General features: G+C 35.0%; 17 protein-coding genes. 9 read left to right on the top strand and 8 right to left on the bottom strand.

Annotated elements, in window-relative coordinates; genetic code table 11:
• The first annotated feature begins 480 nt into the window (after positions 1-480).
• A complete protein-coding gene (locus AACH28_RS09800; RefSeq protein ID WP_341832826.1) occupies positions 481-1731 on the top strand; it encodes a site-specific integrase in 1251 nt (416 codons plus the stop codon).
• 106 nt (positions 1732-1837) lie between these two features.
• Here AACH28_RS09800 and AACH28_RS09795 read toward each other — a convergent pair whose 3' ends face one another.
• On the bottom strand, positions 1838-2119 hold the full coding sequence (locus tag AACH28_RS09795) for a helix-turn-helix domain-containing protein (RefSeq protein ID WP_182981031.1): 282 nt from the start codon (positions 2117-2119) through the stop codon (positions 1838-1840).
• Positions 2116-2412: a helix-turn-helix domain-containing protein gene (locus AACH28_RS09790; RefSeq protein ID WP_094772800.1), complete on the bottom strand. Its 297-nt coding sequence runs from the start codon at positions 2410-2412 to the stop codon at positions 2116-2118. The genes AACH28_RS09795 and AACH28_RS09790 overlap by 4 nt, the downstream gene beginning before the upstream one ends.
• Before the next feature lie 212 nt (positions 2413-2624).
• Here AACH28_RS09790 and AACH28_RS09785 point away from each other — a divergent pair, with 212 nt between their 5' ends.
• Positions 2625-5072: a S8 family peptidase gene (locus AACH28_RS09785; protein ID WP_341832825.1), complete on the top strand. Its 2448-nt coding sequence runs from the start codon at positions 2625-2627 to the stop codon at positions 5070-5072.
• Here the strand turns inward: AACH28_RS09785 and AACH28_RS09780 are convergent.
• The 6 genes from AACH28_RS09780 to AACH28_RS09755 form a co-directional block, all read right to left on the bottom strand.
• A complete protein-coding gene (locus AACH28_RS09780) occupies positions 5061-6086 on the bottom strand; it encodes an ATP-binding protein (RefSeq protein WP_341832824.1) in 1026 nt (341 codons plus the stop codon). The genes AACH28_RS09785 and AACH28_RS09780 overlap by 12 nt on opposite strands.
• Positions 6087-6212: 126 nt before the next feature.
• Complete coding sequence (locus AACH28_RS09775; protein WP_341832823.1) at positions 6213-7376, bottom strand: hypothetical protein; 1164 nt, start codon at positions 7374-7376, stop codon at positions 6213-6215.
• A gap of 4 nt (positions 7377-7380) precedes the next feature.
• The gene (locus AACH28_RS09770) at positions 7381-8235 is read right to left on the bottom strand and encodes a reverse transcriptase family protein (protein WP_341832822.1); all 855 of its coding nucleotides are present in this window, start codon (positions 8233-8235) and stop codon (positions 7381-7383) included.
• Positions 8210-8506 (bottom strand): helix-turn-helix domain-containing protein, encoded by a 297-nt coding sequence (locus tag AACH28_RS09765; RefSeq protein WP_159439258.1) that lies wholly within the window; start codon positions 8504-8506, stop codon positions 8210-8212. Before AACH28_RS09765 ends, AACH28_RS09770 begins: the two co-directional genes overlap by 26 nt.
• Positions 8507-8586: 80 nt before the next feature.
• On the bottom strand, positions 8587-8805 hold the full coding sequence (locus AACH28_RS09760) for a hypothetical protein (RefSeq protein WP_341832821.1): 219 nt from the start codon (positions 8803-8805) through the stop codon (positions 8587-8589).
• Positions 8806-9570: 765 nt separating this feature from the next.
• A complete protein-coding gene (locus AACH28_RS09755) occupies positions 9571-10065 on the bottom strand; it encodes a DUF3408 domain-containing protein (protein WP_341832820.1) in 495 nt (164 codons plus the stop codon).
• Between the two features lie 547 nt (positions 10066-10612).
• Here AACH28_RS09755 and mobA point away from each other — a divergent pair.
• From mobA to AACH28_RS09720, 7 genes are all read left to right on the top strand, one after another.
• Positions 10613-11047, top strand: a complete 435-nt coding sequence (mobA, locus tag AACH28_RS09750; protein WP_341832819.1) for a conjugal transfer protein MobA — start codon at positions 10613-10615, stop codon at positions 11045-11047.
• A 4-nt stretch (positions 11048-11051) separates the two neighbouring features.
• The gene (gene mobB, locus AACH28_RS09745) at positions 11052-12314 is read left to right on the top strand and encodes a conjugal transfer protein MobB (protein WP_341832818.1); all 1263 of its coding nucleotides are present in this window, start codon (positions 11052-11054) and stop codon (positions 12312-12314) included.
• A gap of 356 nt (positions 12315-12670) precedes the next feature.
• Positions 12671-13288 (top strand): hypothetical protein, encoded by a 618-nt coding sequence (locus AACH28_RS09740; protein WP_341832817.1) that lies wholly within the window; start codon positions 12671-12673, stop codon positions 13286-13288.
• A 125-nt stretch (positions 13289-13413) separates the two neighbouring features.
• Positions 13414-14958 carry an IS21 family transposase gene (istA, locus tag AACH28_RS09735; protein WP_034737327.1) on the top strand — a complete coding sequence of 515 codons (1545 nt, stop codon included), beginning with the start codon at positions 13414-13416 and terminating at the stop codon, positions 14956-14958.
• A gap of 23 nt (positions 14959-14981) precedes the next feature.
• Entirely contained in the window at positions 14982-15719 is a 738-nt protein-coding gene (istB, locus tag AACH28_RS09730) for an IS21-like element helper ATPase IstB (RefSeq protein ID WP_034737329.1), read from the top strand.
• A 104-nt stretch (positions 15720-15823) separates the two neighbouring features.
• Positions 15824-17146, top strand: a complete 1323-nt coding sequence (locus AACH28_RS09725) for a hypothetical protein (protein ID WP_341832816.1) — start codon at positions 15824-15826, stop codon at positions 17144-17146.
• The gene (locus AACH28_RS09720) at positions 17147-18052 is read left to right on the top strand and encodes a type VII secretion EssA family protein (protein ID WP_341832815.1); all 906 of its coding nucleotides are present in this window, start codon (positions 17147-17149) and stop codon (positions 18050-18052) included.
• The last annotated feature ends 15 nt before the right edge of the window (positions 18053-18067 follow it).

Raw genomic sequence — 18067 nt, 5'->3', positions numbered from 1 at the left:
ATACAGTACGCTATATGCTGTATGTCAGTGATTAAATGTATAAAAATGAATGTTGTGCTCAGTGTAAAGTATTTGATTTTGAATAGAATAATGGTTGTTTTCTGCCTTTTTGTTTTAATTTCAGTTGTTTATTCATAAGGGAGCAAATGTATATCATATAATATTCAATGTATAACATCAGCGTCTGTCATTGCAGTACTTTTGTATAAGAAATTTAAAATAAAGTTTCAGTAAAAATACATCAAAGATTAATAACAGGCAAAACGGTTGTAAATAAAGGCTTTACAGCCGTTTTATAATTTTTTGGTAATGAGGTAAAAAGCAGGAAAAAGCGAGGTTTGGCAAAAGTAAGGTTACTAAAACGTTACTTTTAAATATTAGAAATATCGTTTTAAAATACTGTATTTCAGCTTTCTGCATAGTTTTTCATATTGTTCCGTAGCTCACATAGGTTTAATTTTATCATTAAGAATTGTGAGTATGGAAACGACAAAAAAATCAACATTTAAGGTATTGTTCTACCTTAAAAAGAACGCCCCAAAGAAAAACGGAAAAGTTTCGGTTATGTGCAGGGTTACCGTAAACGGTAAACAGTCTGCATTCAGTACCAAGCTGGATATTTCCGCAACAAATTGGGATTTGAAGTACGGCAGGGTTTTAGGTAAAAGCCGAGAAGCCCTAGACACAAACAGCAAACTTGACAAAATTCGTTCGGGTATTGAGGAATGCTATTCCAAAATTCTGAAGAACGAGGGGGCTGTAAACAGTGCTAAACTTAAAAATGCCGTTCTTGGGATGGAAAGCGGAGAACTGACCTTTTTCAAATTCTATGAACAGTTCCTATCCGACTATGAGAAAAAGGTTAATAGTGGACTTCGGGTAAATGGCACACGCAGTAAATACAAAATACTTTTGAAACATCTTCGAAATTTTGCACTTACAAAATACGGCTATTCCGATGTGTCCTTTAGCGACCTTACACCTGATCTTGTGCAGGACTTTGATTACTACCTGCGTGACGACCAAAGTTTAACACACAACACCATTTGGCTGTATATGATTGGATTTACAACGCTTTGCCGATTGGCAATGAGCAGAAAGCATCTTGCTTTTAATCCGTTCAGCGAGTACAAGAATACCAAAAAGGATAAAGATCGTGGTTATCTATTGCGTAATGAATTGGAACAGCTCGTAACGTTCAACTGCGATAAAAAGAAAGACGAATTAATTAAAGACTTGTTTGTTTTCAGTTGCTTTACAGGTCTTTCCTATTCAGATATGAAAGGACTTAAAAACAGCAATATCCAAGATTTTTTTGACGGTAACAGGTGGATTATTGTACGAAGAAAGAAAACCGCTACATCATCAAACGTGATGCTCTTGGATATTCCGAAAATGATTATTGAAAAATATGCAGGATTGTCAAAGGATGGAAAGGTATTTCCTGTACCATCAAATACGATTTGTAATGACAGCTTAAAGAGAATATCTCAACTGATTGACTGCCTTGTAGAAAAGAAAGTAACCTTTCATTTAGCACGTCATACCTTTGCCACGCTATTTTTAAGCGAGGGTGTTCCATTAGAAAGTTTGAGCAAAATGTTAGGGCATAAAAACATTGCCACTACTCAGATTTATGCAAAAATTCTCAACGAGAAAGTCGGAAAGGATATGCAAAAGGTATCGCATAAATTTAAGGGTATGGAGGAGTCCTTTGTTGCAAGCCTATAACATTATGTCACAATTCTTTAAAACAACACAGCCCACCGCTTTAAGCAGTGGGCTGTTTCTTTAATGACCGATACGGGTTACAGTTTCAAAGCATTCATTTAATCAGCTAACGCTGATAGTTACCTTCCAATACTTTTACAATATCGCTTTCACGAAACAAGATTTTCCGTTCGAGCTTGATAAAAGGTATCAGTCCGTCATCCCTGTACTGTTGCAATGTCCGTTTGCTGATGTGTAACATCTGGCAAACCTGTTCGCCTGACAGGTAGATTTCCCCTTTTAGTAATGGGTGGAAATATTCTCTGATATACAACAGTTCATTTTTGATGCCTACCACAGCTTCGAGCAAGGCAAGCATATCATCGTTTGAATTTCCAATCTGTCTCATTTCTTTTGCTTTTTTAATGGTCGCTCTCCTTGCATCAGTAACTCCACTTCGGACAATCTGAAATAAGTCTTCCGATTGATTTGTGTTGCCCCAAGAATGCCCTTTGCCCTGTACGTCTGCAACGTTCTTTTACTGATATTTAGCAATTGACAGGCTTCCTGTTGGTCGAGCCATTTCGTTGCCTGTTGCAGTGCTTTGTAGGGTGCAGTGATTTCCTTAATCAATAAAGAAACTTCCTTTACTTCTCTGTGCAATGCCTTTAAAATCTGAATGTCCAAAACTGTTATTTCCATATCTGCATCATTTAAACCTCTAAAATAAAAGGTATTTACATTAGGTATTCCAATGTTGTAGTGAAAGGTTGCATTTGGCGTTCAGAGGTAGTTAATCCATTGCGTTGCATAGCATACACTAAAATGCTTTTATTATCTTTACATCTTAGCAAGATGGTCTTTTTGATATTATTTGTATATCAAAATGGGTCTGAAACAAATAACCTAAATTAATGGCAAATAAATCTCACCTCAAATTCTTAAGCGAAAAACAACTATCTGAAATCAAAGATTTCAAATATAATTATGGCTTTGATAGTAATAAAGACGATGAAGATGCTGCACCTAAAAACTACTTTAGGCTAGCGACTTCATTAAGAGCAGATTTGATAAAATTCGATACGGATGTTACGGCAAAGTATGAGCTAAAGGATAAGGAATTAAATATACCTATTGACATAGATTATATTGAAATAGCGTTTCAAGGGGTATTTGAAATTAACAAATACTTTAAAGTGTATTATAATGATTTAGGATTAGAAGCATCAGCATTTTATGATTTCGCAAAGAAGGGATTATTTGCAATTATTAACCGTGAAAGGTTTCAAGCATTTATTACTGATGTGAATAATTTTATTCAATTTGAACTAGAACACAATCAAAACGTAAAATATTCCAATAATGTAAAATATGTGGCAAGCTTTAAGCTATTACGAGCAAACGATATTCTTAAATTTAGGTTAGAAAATATTGGAGAAATTGTTTACTTATCCTTAATAGATTTACCATTAGATGAAGCGGTTAAGCAACAGCTTGTACAGTCATTGATTGTGTATATTGAAAGCTCAGGTATAGCATATAAGCACGATGTTGAAAATGATAGAATTGAATTGCAAAATCCAACACCCGAACAAATTCAAAAGATTATCCAAAACTTTGATATAATTGAAAGTGTTACAAGTTCTGCATTTACCACAATTAGACCAGGAGAGTTTAATACGGTTCAACGTCAGTTTGGTTTCGATATTCAAAATGCTGGCGATGATTTACCAATTGTTGGGATTATTGATACCGGTATTGCTCAACAAACTGCTTTAGCTCCATTAATTATCAACGATACGACTTTTACACTTGCAGGAAGTCCTTTAATTGACCAGGCAGGTAGAAATAAATTAGGTCACGGAACAGCCGTAGCCGGGTTAGTAGCTTTGGGAAGGCTTAATCACAAAAATAATTTTGAAAATGAAGTAACGGCAGATGCAAAGTTGCTTTCTATAAAAATAAGCGATAACGGAAGCGGTTATATTTCAGAAATTGATTTACTGAATATGCTATATGCTGTCAAAGCTAAATATCCTCAAATCAGATTCTTTACCTTAACAACTTGCTATAGTAGCTTTATGTATAAGAATGAAACCTTTTCTGATTATACTTATTCCTTAGATAAATTTGCTTACGAAACAAACAGCTTGATTTTTATTTGTACAGGTAACAATGAAAATTGTATTAATGAAAATACAAGTTATGATTTGTCTTATTTCCACGGCGACCATACCAATCTATCAACACCTGCTGATAGTATGAACAATGTTACCATTGGTGCAGCAGCTGATAATTTAAAAGATGGTGCTTTTTTAGGCATCGCATCAGGTCGTGAATTTCCAACACTCTACACCAGAAAAGGGCATATTGATTTGTCAGTGATTTACAATCCGAAGAAAACAAATAAAAACTACTTCAAGCCCGATGTAATTGAAAGTGGTGGCGATATGGGTTATTACAATGCTAATACTTTAGATTGGATGGACGAACCTGCATTAACATTGTTGTCGGCTCGACCAGAGGTAGGCATTATGCAGGAAGTGGGTACAAGTTTCGCTGCACCACTAACAGCTAATCTTGCAGCAAAAATTATAAAAAATTACCCTGCTTTGTCAAATGAAAGTGTAAAAGCACTTATCATTAATGGCGCATCATTGAACTTGATACCTTTTGCAACAGACGTATCAAAGTTGAGAAACAGAGTAATTGGTAACGGTTTAGTAGATGATTTGAAAAGTTTATATTCTGATGAGAACTCAGCAACGTTAATATTGGAAGATGTTATTGGAAATGGCAATATTAGAATTTATCCCATCAATTTCCCTGAATATTTAGTTAATGATGATTTAGGGAAAAAGCGAGGCATCTTGAAAGTTACCGCTACCTTGTGCTTCAAATTTTTGCCGATTAAAAATAATCAGCTGTCTTATAATCCTATTCATATGGCATTTAGTATCTTCAAAAACCATTCTGCTGATGATATTATGAAGCCCGATGAAGAACTGAAGTCAAAACTAAAAACAACATTATCTTGGTCGGAAAATGGCAGATATGTCTCAAAGCCATTGCCGTATTCTAATACTCAAAAAATATTTCTGAATGTAAATGTGGATGATTTAAATAATGAAGGAAATACTTTCAAGCTGGCTGTTCACGCTAAATTATCTGAGCAGGTGGTGGGTGGTTTACCAGAAGATTATCCTACAGAATTTCCTTTCTCAATAGTTTTATCTATTGAAGAAACAATTAGAAATAATTCGGGAAAATTGTACGATGAAATTCAGTTAATAAACCAACTTGAAGTAATACAAGACCTTGATATTGATGCAGGACTTGAAGCTGATGAATTAGACGTTTAAAGAATGTTTTTCAGTTTCCACAAGTGTTTTCCAAATACTTGTATTGATTTGAGCGGAAAGTATATTCTTAGGTTCGGTAGAAGCAAACAAAGTTCTTTTGATAGCAGTAATCAAGGTTTTTTGGATGCTGTAATAAGATAAGCCAATAGATTGTTTAATAATTCTGTTGGCAGCAGCTTTATTATCGAATTTAAAATTGCCATTTTTCAATGTCAATTCAATTAGCTTTTTAATATCAGCTTCATTCGGCAATTCAAATCCAATGATGTTATCAAATCTTCTTAACAAAGCATCATCCAACATATCTTTTTGATTTGTTGCTGCGATAACAATGCTAGTTTGAGGAAGGTAATCAAACAATTGAAGTATTGTATTCACAACACGTTTCATCTCGCCGTGGTCTTGGCTATAATCTCTTATTTTACCTAAACTATCAAATTCATCAAGAAAAATAATACAATCTTCTGTAGCTGCTTTTTTAAATATTTTAGATAGGTTTTTACTGGTCTCACCTAATTTAGAAGAAACGATAGCTCCTAAATTAATAACCACCATCATTTTATCTAATTCGCCTGCAATAACATAGGAAGCAAGAGTTTTTCCGCAACCCGAAGGTCCGTACATAAGCAATTTATTAGAAACTGGTAAATCAAACTGTTGTAAGATTTCTATCTTATGGTGTTCCTCAATAAAAAACTTCAGTTCAGTATATATCTTTTCGTTGGCAATGATGTTATCTAATGAATAATCAGAAGTGATTTTCTCTAAAATAAGTTCAGATAACTCTTTGTCTTCAATTCTATTAAGATGTGTTTCTGAACCAACTTTTGTTAATCCATTTGACTTTTGAAGTCTTAAGCTATCTTTTAAAATGGATTGAAGTTGAATGGCGAAATTGAGTTTCTTTGTTTTTTTTGAATGCTCAATTAATTCGTTCAGCACAGACAATAAACGTTCCTGGTCGTTTTCCAGACCATATTTCGCTATCTCTTTTATGTAATCTAACTGTGCCATTTCTTACTGCAAAGGTAACTTTTTTTGCTTAATAAAAATATGACAATATAACAAATAATACAAGTGGGTTTTATGTACAAATACTATTGTGTTATAAGCTGCTATTGTGTTTAAAGAGGTATTGACTTAGTTCCTCATATCCTTACTACGACTTATCACGGGATTTTTAAAATATCCCAACTCTTCTTTAGCTTCTGCTATTTTTTTTAACATTTCATCATTTAGTTCCGGAATGTCAAAATAAGCTATATCGAATATATGTTCCTTCTCTGGGCTTTCGCCGATTGCAATACCAATAACTTTTGGAGCATTTTTATTTTCCATTCGTGCAATCAAACACCGTAGCTGTAATTCCTTTTCTTTGTTTTCCCAGTTTTTAGCGCTTAAAGGCATAAATACATAAGAGTGGTCACTGTCTTTATAAGGTGGTAGCATCCTGCCTTTCAATTTCTTTTTTATGGCATCGATAAAAGTCATTCCTAACTCAATTCTGTTAATTCTCGGTTCTAATGTGATTATCCTTGTTGCTCTTTCTAAGTCAGACATCATTTCAGAATTTCCTTTATCAACAATATGGATTTTATGCAGGTGCGATACAATTTCATCCCATATAAAGCTTTGTGGAATTTCTCTTCGCCAGTATTTATATTCTTCGCTTTCGATGTATTCTTCCCACATACCATCATCCAGCATAACGCTGTCAGGAACAAAATCAAATTTCAATTCTGTAGTAAGATAGAGTGCAAGAAAATCTATTTCTCTTGGTACAGAAACAATCTTGTTTGACAGAAAATCTTCTTTTGCTTTAAGATAATTTACAAAATCTGTAATGGTATCCAATTCTTTTAAAACAGTAAAAGTAGAAGGCTCGTCAAATACGTGTACAAAGCCATTCCCGAAATTTCCGTTATCTAAAGGGAATTCATTTTTACCGCCAAAAGCAATCGCAATTCTGAATATCTCTCTGTCTGAATGTGGAGGTAGTTGAATTTTTGTAATCTTATCACTCAGCGTTATTTCGTTTACAGTTTTAAGAAATCTTTCAGCACCATATATTTGGTCAATTGAACCAAGGATAGCTTTCTTTTGCCATCTTTCATACTGAATGTTTTCATCCGAATGCTCTGAAACCTTAATGTCCTTGATTGAAATAATTACAATGGTGTTATTACAAACCACCAAAACATCACACAGTTCTTTATTTTTCTTTCCTAAAGGACTTGCAAAACTCCAAAAAGGCAGAAAGGATTTTTCGCATAATTCAGATACGAATTTTTCAGATGGTGTCATTTTATTACTTTTTCCTATTATTGGTTTTCAAAATATTGTTTCGATAGCTTGTATAAGGTTTCATTGTTCCATCGGGCAATATTTCTTCCGCTTTAACCTTTGCTATAATCTTTTCTGGTGCATCAATTTTATTTAGAAAAATTTTAATTCCAGTTACGGTTTGTGCACCATTATAAAAGGTTTTTCTTCTACTTATTTTTAAACCACTCTCTAAAACAATACCTAAAATTTCTTCAATGATGTTCTGAAAATCTGATTGAGACGAAAAGGTTAAATCATCTATATACCTTGTATAAGTAATATTGTGAGCATTACAAAGCTCTATCAGTTTATAATCTGTTCTTAAAAAAACAATATTTGAGATGTGTGTACTTGTAGGTGTACCTTGGGGCAATTCTCCTTTCCAGGTTGTTAATCTGGTTATGTAAAAAGCACATTGAGCATTGAAGCCTAATTCAAGAAATGTTTCATATACTTTCTTCGCAGTGATTGAGGGATAAAAATCCTGTAAATCGGTTGTCAGTATATATTTCTTTCCTTGATGTGGTTTGGCATTTGTAATATTGCTACGCTTTTTAACACCGCCGTGTACATTTTCAGGTAACTCAATTACAACAAGAACACGGTCTTTGATTTGCTTCTGAATGGCTTTTAAAGGAGCTTTTGATGGTCTTATTGCTCTTTGTTTAATCGTGCCGTCCTTATATGTTTTAGGTTGATTGGTTTTCTTATCAACCTTTACCTCGTACCATTCCCTGTAATGACTATCAATATTTTTGACAAACTCATCTAACTCCTTTTTTGATTTGCCAATAATTGATGGGAAATGTAATTTACTTCTCAACTCTGAAGAACTCATTTATCAGAGATTTTACAGATGGGTTAATAATTTCAAACGCTTTTCTTTTCTCTGGAGAAATGTCATCTTCATTGAGTGATAAATAGAATAATATAGGTAAGGGCAAATCAAGATTTTTACTTATCTCTTTTAGCGTAGATAAATTAGGCTCTTTAGCATTGTTTTCTATCTGTGATAAATAAGTTTGAGTAATACCACAACTATCGGCAAACTCTGTTTGAGTTTGCCCTCGTTGTTTTCTAATGTCTTTTATAACTGTACCTAAATTCATTTTAGTTGATGTTAAATGGAAAAATTTAAAGGGTGTCGGAAACGTGATTGTTGTGTAATCTGTATCATAATTCAGTAGCATTAAATTAAAAACGTTATAATCAGGTCGATGATGTCAGCAATTTCCGTTTGGTACTGCTTATCCGTCAATCCTTTCTTTGTTCTTAATCTATTCAATTTTGCAACTGCATCGTTCAATAAATTAACGTCACTCTCCGAAAGAGAACACTGGTTCTGTAGGATGGTTTGTAATGATGTTTTCAAACCATCGATGTTTTGAAGTCTTTTTAATCGAGACATAAAAAATAAGATTTTAAAGTTAATGGGGCATTATTGCACCCTGCTTATTTTACAATAGCCCATTACTAAATGCGTAGACAATGTTCTCTATACACCACTTTAAAATCCCTGCTTCCTATCAATAATAAAATAAGAAGCATCCAAATCAATTTAATTAATATCAAATCATCTAATATCCTTTCTCCTTGTATCAGTTCTTGGCTGATTGGGGATTGAGACATTTCGAGGACAGACAAGAAGATTGACCCGAAACCCCATAGGGTTGTTTAATGAATTAAACAAAAAATATAAAGCTCCACTTAGTAATTAGCTTTCAAAACATATTTTCAAAGAACTATGATGCAAATATATAAAATATTCCTGATAGTTAATAAAAAATGACAAAATATTTTAAAATGCTTTTTTTGCATTTCAAAATCTGACTATAATGCACAGTTTTAGGCTTATTATTTCTTAATATTATTTAGCGTTCAGTTACAAATTGAATATTTGAAATGCACCCAAAAAAGAACAAAAAGGTAGCAAAGGTAAGGCGGACAGCCACCGCACCACCCAACCAAAAGACTACGGCATAATGGCAGGGCAAATAAGGTGGCTTCGCCGAGTAGTTGTCTTTGTCCTGCCACCCTTCGGGACTTATTCCGTTTCCTTTTGGTTTTTCCGCCTGTCCCCCTTGTTAAAATGGCTTTCTTTTTTTTCTGTTTTTTTCTTTTGGAAAATAATTTTAAGAGGTAGCAACGCATCGCTCCTGATAACACATTATAATCAAAACAACGGTTTGTGTTTCTCATTATATATTTCGCTAATCAATTCCCCAAATTCTTGAAAATGGTATTCGATAATGTTGTCGAGATACGCATAAATCGTCAGTTTGTCGATGCCCATAATGTTTGTAAGTCTGTTAAATGTTTCGTGGTGTTCCTGCCGTACATACACTGATTTCCCCCTGCTTGCCGTTGTCGTGGGAATTTTGAAGAACCGTCCGCAATAGTCCTCTTTGGTCAGCTTCTTTGGCTTGTAAATCATCCTTCTTGTATTACTCGCAGGTGTTTTTGTGTTTTCCGTTTCAGTTTCCGAAGGTTCTTCGCCTGCCATTACACGCATAATAGCTTCCTCATCTACTTTGGGTTTGACAAAATCTTCCCGATGTGTTACTGCCTGTTGTTCCGTGAAAGATTGTTTATTTTCATCAGTTATGAAATTTTCAATAGAGAAATCCTCATTTTCGGGTTGCTGATTTTTGTTTTCTTCGTGTATCATATCTATCATTTTTAATATTATATCCAATTAGCTGTTTTGTTAACTAAGCAATCAGCTGTATATACTGTTGTATCTATGTAACTACCTATCTACCTAAGCACCTGCAGACCCATAATTGGTTAGTTCATTAACTCAAAAATCTGCAATTCGTCTGCATTCAATCACGCAGATTTGCTGTCGGGATTTATGCTGTTTAGTTACTTCATTAAGGATATAACCAATCAGCTAGCTAGCCATATACAAAGGAAATAAAAGCAGTCCCAATCTGCTTTAAGGTGGTATTCAGTGGTATCATTTGGCGTTCATTGTCATTGTTGTAAATAGCTGTTATTCAAATAGTCTTACCGAAATTTGTAATGGAAGCGATGGGTTTTCCCTGCTAACTACAATCCGTTTGCAAAACGGATTTTTCTGAACCCTTGTTCAGAGCAAGTTATCTTTTGAGGTACTCGAAATAAATTTCGGCACCTCAAAAGCACTTGCCCTTGCAGGGGGCTGGAAACGGCTCCGAAGTCGCACGTTTATTAAAAATTAAAAATGGATTATTATGGAAGAGAAAAACAGAAAACAGATTAGGAAAACAGGAAGAAAACCAAAGATTGACCCTGCGGTCAATCGGTATTCCATCAACCTGAATGCAGAGGACAATGCCAAATTTCTTGCCCTCTTTGACCAATCAGAGATGAAAGTAATCGCTCATTTTATTACAGCCTGCATCTTTCAAAAGACGGTAAAGACCGTCAAAATTGATATGGATGCAATAGAATATCACGAAAAGTTGACACGTTTTTTTAGCCAATTCCGAGCAATCGGAACAAATTATAATCAGATTGTGAAGATATTGTACCGCAATTTTTCGGAGAAAAAAGCAGGAACATACCTGTTTAAATTGGAAAAAGAAACTATAGAATTGGTACAAGTTACTAAAGAAGTCATCTGTTTGACACAGGAATTTGAAGCAAATTATCTAAAAAAAGAATAAAAATATGATTGCAAAAATCGGAAAAGGAAGCAATATGTACGGAGCGATTTTGTACAATCAACAGAAAATGGACAATGAAAACGGAGCGGTTTTATTACTGAACAAGATACCCGACACGATGGACGGCAGGTATTCTGTAGCCTATTTTAATAAGTGTTTTGAGCCGTACCTTTCGGCAAATATCAAAACAGAAAAAACAGTACGGCATATATCGCTGAATCCAGATCCTTCAGATAAAGTCAGCGATGAACAGTTTACCGAAATGGCACAGGAGTATATTGAGCGTATGGGTTATGGCAATCAGCCCTATATTGTTTTCAAGCATACGGATATTGACCGAACGCATATACACATTGTTTCGACTTGTGTAGCTATTGACGGAAAGAAAATACCCGATGATTACGACCATCCACGCTCAATGGCAATCTGTCGGGATTTGGAACAGAAATATAATATGAAAAAGGCAACTGAACAAGAGCAGAAACAAGCCAATAAAGTTTTCAAGCCTGTAAGTCATAAAAATGGCGACATCAAAAGTCAGATTGCTTCGGTAGTACGGCATTTACCAAAGTATTATAACTTTTCTACTATGGGTAGTTACAATGCTTTACTATCACTTTTCAACATCACAGCGGAAGAAGTCAAAGGCGAGCGCAACGGTCAGACCGTAAACGGTTTGGTTTATGTGGCATTGGACGAGAACGGAAACAAGGTAAGCAATCCGTTCAAAGCATCACTTTTCGGGAAAGATGCAGGCGTTGCACACCTGCAAAAACACTTTGAGCAGTCCAAAGAGAAAATGAAAACCACGCCTGTAAGGTCTGTTCTGAAAAATACGGTGGAGCTTGCCATACATACTACAAGCAATGAAGCAGATTTTAAAAAGCAGTTGACCGAGCAGGGTATTAATACAGTTGTAAGACGTAATAGTGAAGGACGAATTTATGGTATGACCTTTATTGACCACGAAGGCCGAACCGTTTGGAACGGCTCACAATTAGACAGAAACTTATCGGCAAATATGTTTAACGATTGGTGGAACAATGGAAATAAACCCGAATTGAAGATACAAGATAACCCCGTTTCTAAAGCAAATGAAATAGACAACCTACCGACAAAAGACCTTTTTGAGTTTCTCTCACAGGAACATTCACCTAATACCGATTTGGGATTGTTTAGCCTGTTATCAGATGCACAGGGAGAGGATTACGAAGAAGAACAGTTTGCTAATCGGATGAAGAAAAAGAAGAAAGGGAGAAAATTGTAGAATAGACTTTGAAATGTCCTACAGATGAAATCCTTGACGTATTTTTCATATATTTGCAGGAGAACAAAAGAAGTTTCAATGAGTTAAAACAAAGAAAAATAGATATATAAAAATATAGCGTTTCGCTTTATAAATTCCTGTATCTGAAAGGTCGAAAATTTCAAATAGCACAGGAAAGTAAAAGTGGAAACGCCTACGGTAAAGCGTGGGCGTTCCTTTTTGCTTTGTGCTATCGGTATTCGACCACCGCAGATACGAACAAGGGGAATTAGCTCACGTTATTTTTTTGTTTTTTACGGAAAACCGTAGTGAATAATAATAAAAAGCATATAAATTGCCAGACCGTAGAAATTACAATGAAATCAGTTATAAATAATCCCTATAGAATTGCAGGAATTCTCGCTAACAGTTCCGAGAAAGATATTCTGAAACAAAAAAGTAAAGTCAAGAGATTCAGCGAAGTAGGTAAAGAAATCTCTTCTGAATATGATTTTCCTTTTCTATCCTCTTTACAAAGGAGTAGTACCATTATTGACAAAGCTTTTTCTGATATCGAACAAAATCAGAATAAAGTTTTCTATTCCCTATTTTGGTTTCTCAATCTCAATCCCATTGATAATACGGCAATCCAGCATCTGATAAGCGGAAACAAAGAAAAAGCTTCTGAAATTTGGGAGAAATTAAGCAATGAGAAAGAGGTTAACTCAAAAAATTATTCAGCTTTCAATAATATCAGTACGCTTTATTTGTTGGGAGACTCCAAAGAAGATTTAAAACGAGGAATTACTACCAAAATAAAACTAATTGAATCGGAAAATTTTAAAGATTTTGTTCATACAGTTGCTGACGAGACTTTTTCTATTGATACACCTAAACAAATTGAACTATTGATTGCTGAATTACTAACGCAATTCAAAGACAAATATTCAACTTCAGAAACAATTGTCTATAACGGAGGTCAATGGGCCAGTTGATTCGGTTTGATTTGCCAATTATTTCGGAGGTCAATGGGCCAAATAATCTTCTTAAATTCGGAGGTCGTTGGGCCACTTTCCATTAAACTGCTTAAGTTGCTGTTGTATAATCATATGATCACAGCATGGCAGGACAACGGAAAGACAAAATGGAACTCAGAACACTTATCCTTCTAAAGAAAAAAGGACTTAGTAACCGTAAGGTTGCCCAGATAATGAACATCAACCGTAAAACGGTGGACAGCTATATTAAGCGGTTTAAAGTACTAGAATTAGATCATGCTGAACTTCTAGCTATGGATGATGCAAATCTTCATGATCTTTTTACCCAGGATGACCAAACCGAAAAGATGCGATATGAACACCTGTCATCTCAGTTCAGTAAGATACAGCAAGAGCTTAAGCGCCCTGGGGCCACCTTGCAGACGTTATGGCAAAATTACCTACTTGAATATCCTGATGGTTACCGCTATACCCAATTTACCACCCATTACAGAAAGTGGAGAGGCAAGATCAAAGCTTCGGGGAAACTGGATCATAAAGCGGGTGAAAAACTTTTCGTAGACTTTACAGGCAAAAAGATGTCCTATGTTGATAGAGGTACAGGAGAGGTTATCCCTGTCGAAATCTTCGTTGCCGTCTATCCCTGCAGTCAATATACGTTTGTAAAAGCCGTTGCAAGCCAAAAACGTGAAGATTTTATCGATTGCCTTAATAGCTGTTTGCAGTGGTCTGGTGGCGTGCCGCAGGCTATTGTATCTGACAATCTTAAATCAGCCGTGAGTAAAGGCTCCAAATATGCCCCAGAAATCAATAAAACACTTGCCGACTTTGCACTCTTTCATAGTTGTGTAGTAGATCCTGCCCGCCCATATCACCCACAAGATAAAGCTCTTGTAGAACGTAGTGTAACATTGGTCTACCAGCGTATCTTTTACCCACTGGACAAACAGACCTTCTTTAGTTTGAAAGAACTTAATGTAGCCATAGCAGAACAGTTGGTGTTATATAATGATTATTTGTTCTCACATGGAGGCTCCACTAGGAGGAGCCAATTTATTGATATGGAAAAAGAACACCTAACCCCGTTACCTTTATCAACCTATAACTTGCGGTACTTTAGACGAGCAAAAGTGCAGAAGATATCGCATATATATCTCAATGCTGATAGAAACTACTATAGTGTACCTCACCGTTATATTGGCCATCATGTAGAAGTTCAATATAACAATGACACTGTTGAGGTCTTTTATAACTTTCAGCGTATAGCAAAGCATCAGCGGTGCTTTCGACCGGGTAACTATGCCACCATCGCAGATCATATGCCTTCTTCACATCAGGTTTATAACCACTGGAGTCCGATGTACTTTGAACAGCGGGCCGAAGCTGTTGGACCATCTGCACAACAATATATCCGCCAACTAATTGCACAGTATAGCTACCCTGAACTAGGGTATAAACAGGCACAGGGAATACTTGCTCTTGTGAAAACCCATAGCGTTTCCCGCGTTGAAAACGCCTGTAAGAGAGGTCTTTTCCATCATAAATCATCTTACCAAACGATAGTCAATATCCTTAAAAATAAACTTGACACTCTAGAAGAGGAAGTACAACAGACCTTCCATATCCCTGAGCATGAAAATCTACGGGACACCTCGATTTACAGATAGTAAACAACATTAAAAATGATAATATGAATGAGAACACAACAATCGAAAAAATGCGCAAGATGCGTATGATCACCATGGCCGAGCTTTATCGAAGTAGTCTGAGTGATAATCTTTATCGTGAAATGAGCCTGGATGACTTCCTAGCGACCATTATCGATGCAGAATGGGAAGCTAGACAGAATAAGAATATTGATAATCTGATCTACAGGGCTTCATTCAAGGAAAAAGCTGCTGCCACTGACATTGATTACAACCCTTCCAGAAACCTTGACAGAAATATGTTTGAGAGACTCCTTTCTCTGGGGTTTATAAACCGTAAAGAAAACATAATATTAACAGGCTCTGCCGGTTCAGGAAAAAGCTTCCTTGCGCAGTGTATCGGAGTTAAAGCCTGTCAGATGTTGTATAAGACGCTCTATCTCAATACAGGCAGGTTCTTTGATATGGTGAAAATCGCCAGATTGGATGGCACATACCATAAGTTACTCAAAAAGATCGAAAGAGCAGAATTACTAATACTCGATGACTTTGGACTTACTTCCATAGATCAGCACGCAAGGACAGCACTTTTGGATATCATAGAAGATCGTTATAATAGCGCCTCATTAATAATAGCTACTCAGATCCCCGTAGAAAAATGGCATGGACTAATCGGTGAAAGTACGATTGCTGATGCTATACTTGACAGGGTAACATTCTCCTCACATAGAGTAGAATTGACAGGTGAATCCTATCGTAGAAAAAAGAAATTGGAATCTTAATCAAATTGTATATTATTGTAATCGGAAAGTGCCCCAATGACTAGCGAAATAATTGGCCCAATGACTCCGAAATCCCTGCCCCAGCATCTCCGAAATAGACAACAATGGAGTTGTTCAGCAATTGTAACGGAACTACTCAAAAATATCTTTCCAAAAAGTTTACCGAAGAACCTGTTCATAAAATTGAAACACAAATTGAACAATGCAATAAAAAACGCATAAATAATAAAAGCAATGCACATAAGTTTGGAACAGATTTATACAGTAACACCAAAGGCGAATTAACCCTATTAAAATCCATTGTAGGGAATGCTCACCTACAATATAAAATGTTGGCTGATAATATTGCGAAAGAGATATTGCAGTGTTCTGTTGATTATTTCAACGAAAGCCAGGAACAGGAAAAAAGCGGTAATTATCTTGAAGAAGCTATGAAGCTGGCAAAATTAGCCGAAAGCGTAGCGGTAAATGATGCTACGAAAAACAAAGTAAAAGAAAATATTAGTACGCTTGAAGGAATGAAAGACAAAGAGCTTTCTCAAATTGTAGAAGTTTTAAAGTCTGTTAAACTAATGTATGAAGATAATGAGAGGAAAATTAATCAAGAAGTCAGAGACCTTGAGAAAAATGACGTATTAATTAAGCTAGGACACAAATCTATAAATTGGGGTGCAGTAAAGGATAATATCAGAAACTCAATAAATTGGGGAAATGTAAATGATTTATTATCTGGAATTTTAACAGATAAGAATTTAAAGAAAATTAAAGAAAGTGATAAGTCCGAAACTAAAAAAGAGTTCTGGGAATTAATCAATTGGACAGAAAATAACTCATTAAAATCTGCTACTATTACACGTATAATTGAGAACTACAAAAAAATTGTTCCAAGCTTATGTTTCGAAATTCTTTCAGTAGAAATTACAAATACTGACTCTGATTCAAAAATTATTGAAAAACCCTTTCATATAGAAGATATAAGGTATATCGGACTAAAATTAAAAGTAAATTCTACTGGAAAACAAAGAGTTACCATTTACAAAAAATATATTAATCCCGAAGGGAAATATAGTAATAGCTCTAAAACTTCTCCTAAAGGATATACCAGTTCTAATGAAATAACAATAACGCCTGAAAGCAAGATAATTGACCTCGGTGGTTATGGAAATGCTAAAGAATGTACATATATGGCTGGAGAACACAAAATTGAAATATATGTAGAGCATTACAAGGTTTTCACTAAAACTTTTAAAGTTGATTGGTCACCAAAGAAGAAAGCCGAATTAACAAAAAGTATTCAATTATTGGAAAACGAATTGAGAGAGGTTGAAAAATTCCAATGGTTTAGGGCTTCTGAAACTAAACAGAGAGAAGTGAAAACTGTTCAGGATAAAATTAAAAAAGTTAAGCAAACATTAATGAATAAATAAATGAAAAAAACTCTACTCATTCCAATACTATTTTGTGCAACAACACTTTTTGCACAAGAACAAAATACAGAACTGCATAAGCACCAGCAGGAGATTTCTGTTTTAAAACAAAAATTAAACAATCAACAATCTGTAATCAATCAGCAAAAAACAGAATTGGAGAATCTTTCTTCAAAAACAGAAAATCAGGAAAAAAAGATTGATAGCCTGACATTCAGAACAGATGAAAATGCGAAAAATATACATAGCATTGCGGAGAATTTGGGTGCTAAAATCCAACAAACTGAAAACGCTTCAAAAGATAGCATTTCCAAGTTGGATAAAGATGTAAGTACAAATCTGTTGTATTGGATAATTGCCACATTAGTTACATTAATTCTAGGTGGAGTTATTTATTGGCTTTTAGGCAGACGTATTGCAAATAGCAAAACCGATGTGGAAACTCAAATAAAAAACACAAAAACAGCTTTGGAAGAAGAAAGCATCAAATTGGACAGCAGATTGGTGGAAGTTTTGGAATCGCAATTAAAATTGAAGCTCGAAGAAAAACAAATTATTCCTATAAATTCAAATAACGAAATCGACCATTCTTTGGCTTTAAAAGTAGCGGATGAAATTGTGAGAATGCAAAAGAACATATCCAAAATGGATAATGAAACTAAAGGATTAAAACCACTTGTAAAAGGTATAGAAAGAATTCAAGCAAACTTTGCTTCCAATGGTTATGAAATGGTCAATCTTCTTAACAAAGACTATGACGAGAGAATGAATATTGACGTAATCAATTTCATAACAGATGAGAATCTGGCAGATGGAAGAAAAATTATCACATCAGTAATCAAACCGCAAGTAAATTTCAACGGAGTACTTATCCAAAGAGCACAGGTAGACGTTTCACAAAACTAAAATATTCAAAAAAAT

The organism is Sphingobacterium thalpophilum, assembly GCF_038396785.1.
In the GTDB taxonomy this organism is placed as follows: domain Bacteria; phylum Bacteroidota; class Bacteroidia; order Sphingobacteriales; family Sphingobacteriaceae; genus Sphingobacterium; species Sphingobacterium thalpophilum_A.
This window is presented reverse-complemented; position numbering and strand designations above follow the sequence as displayed.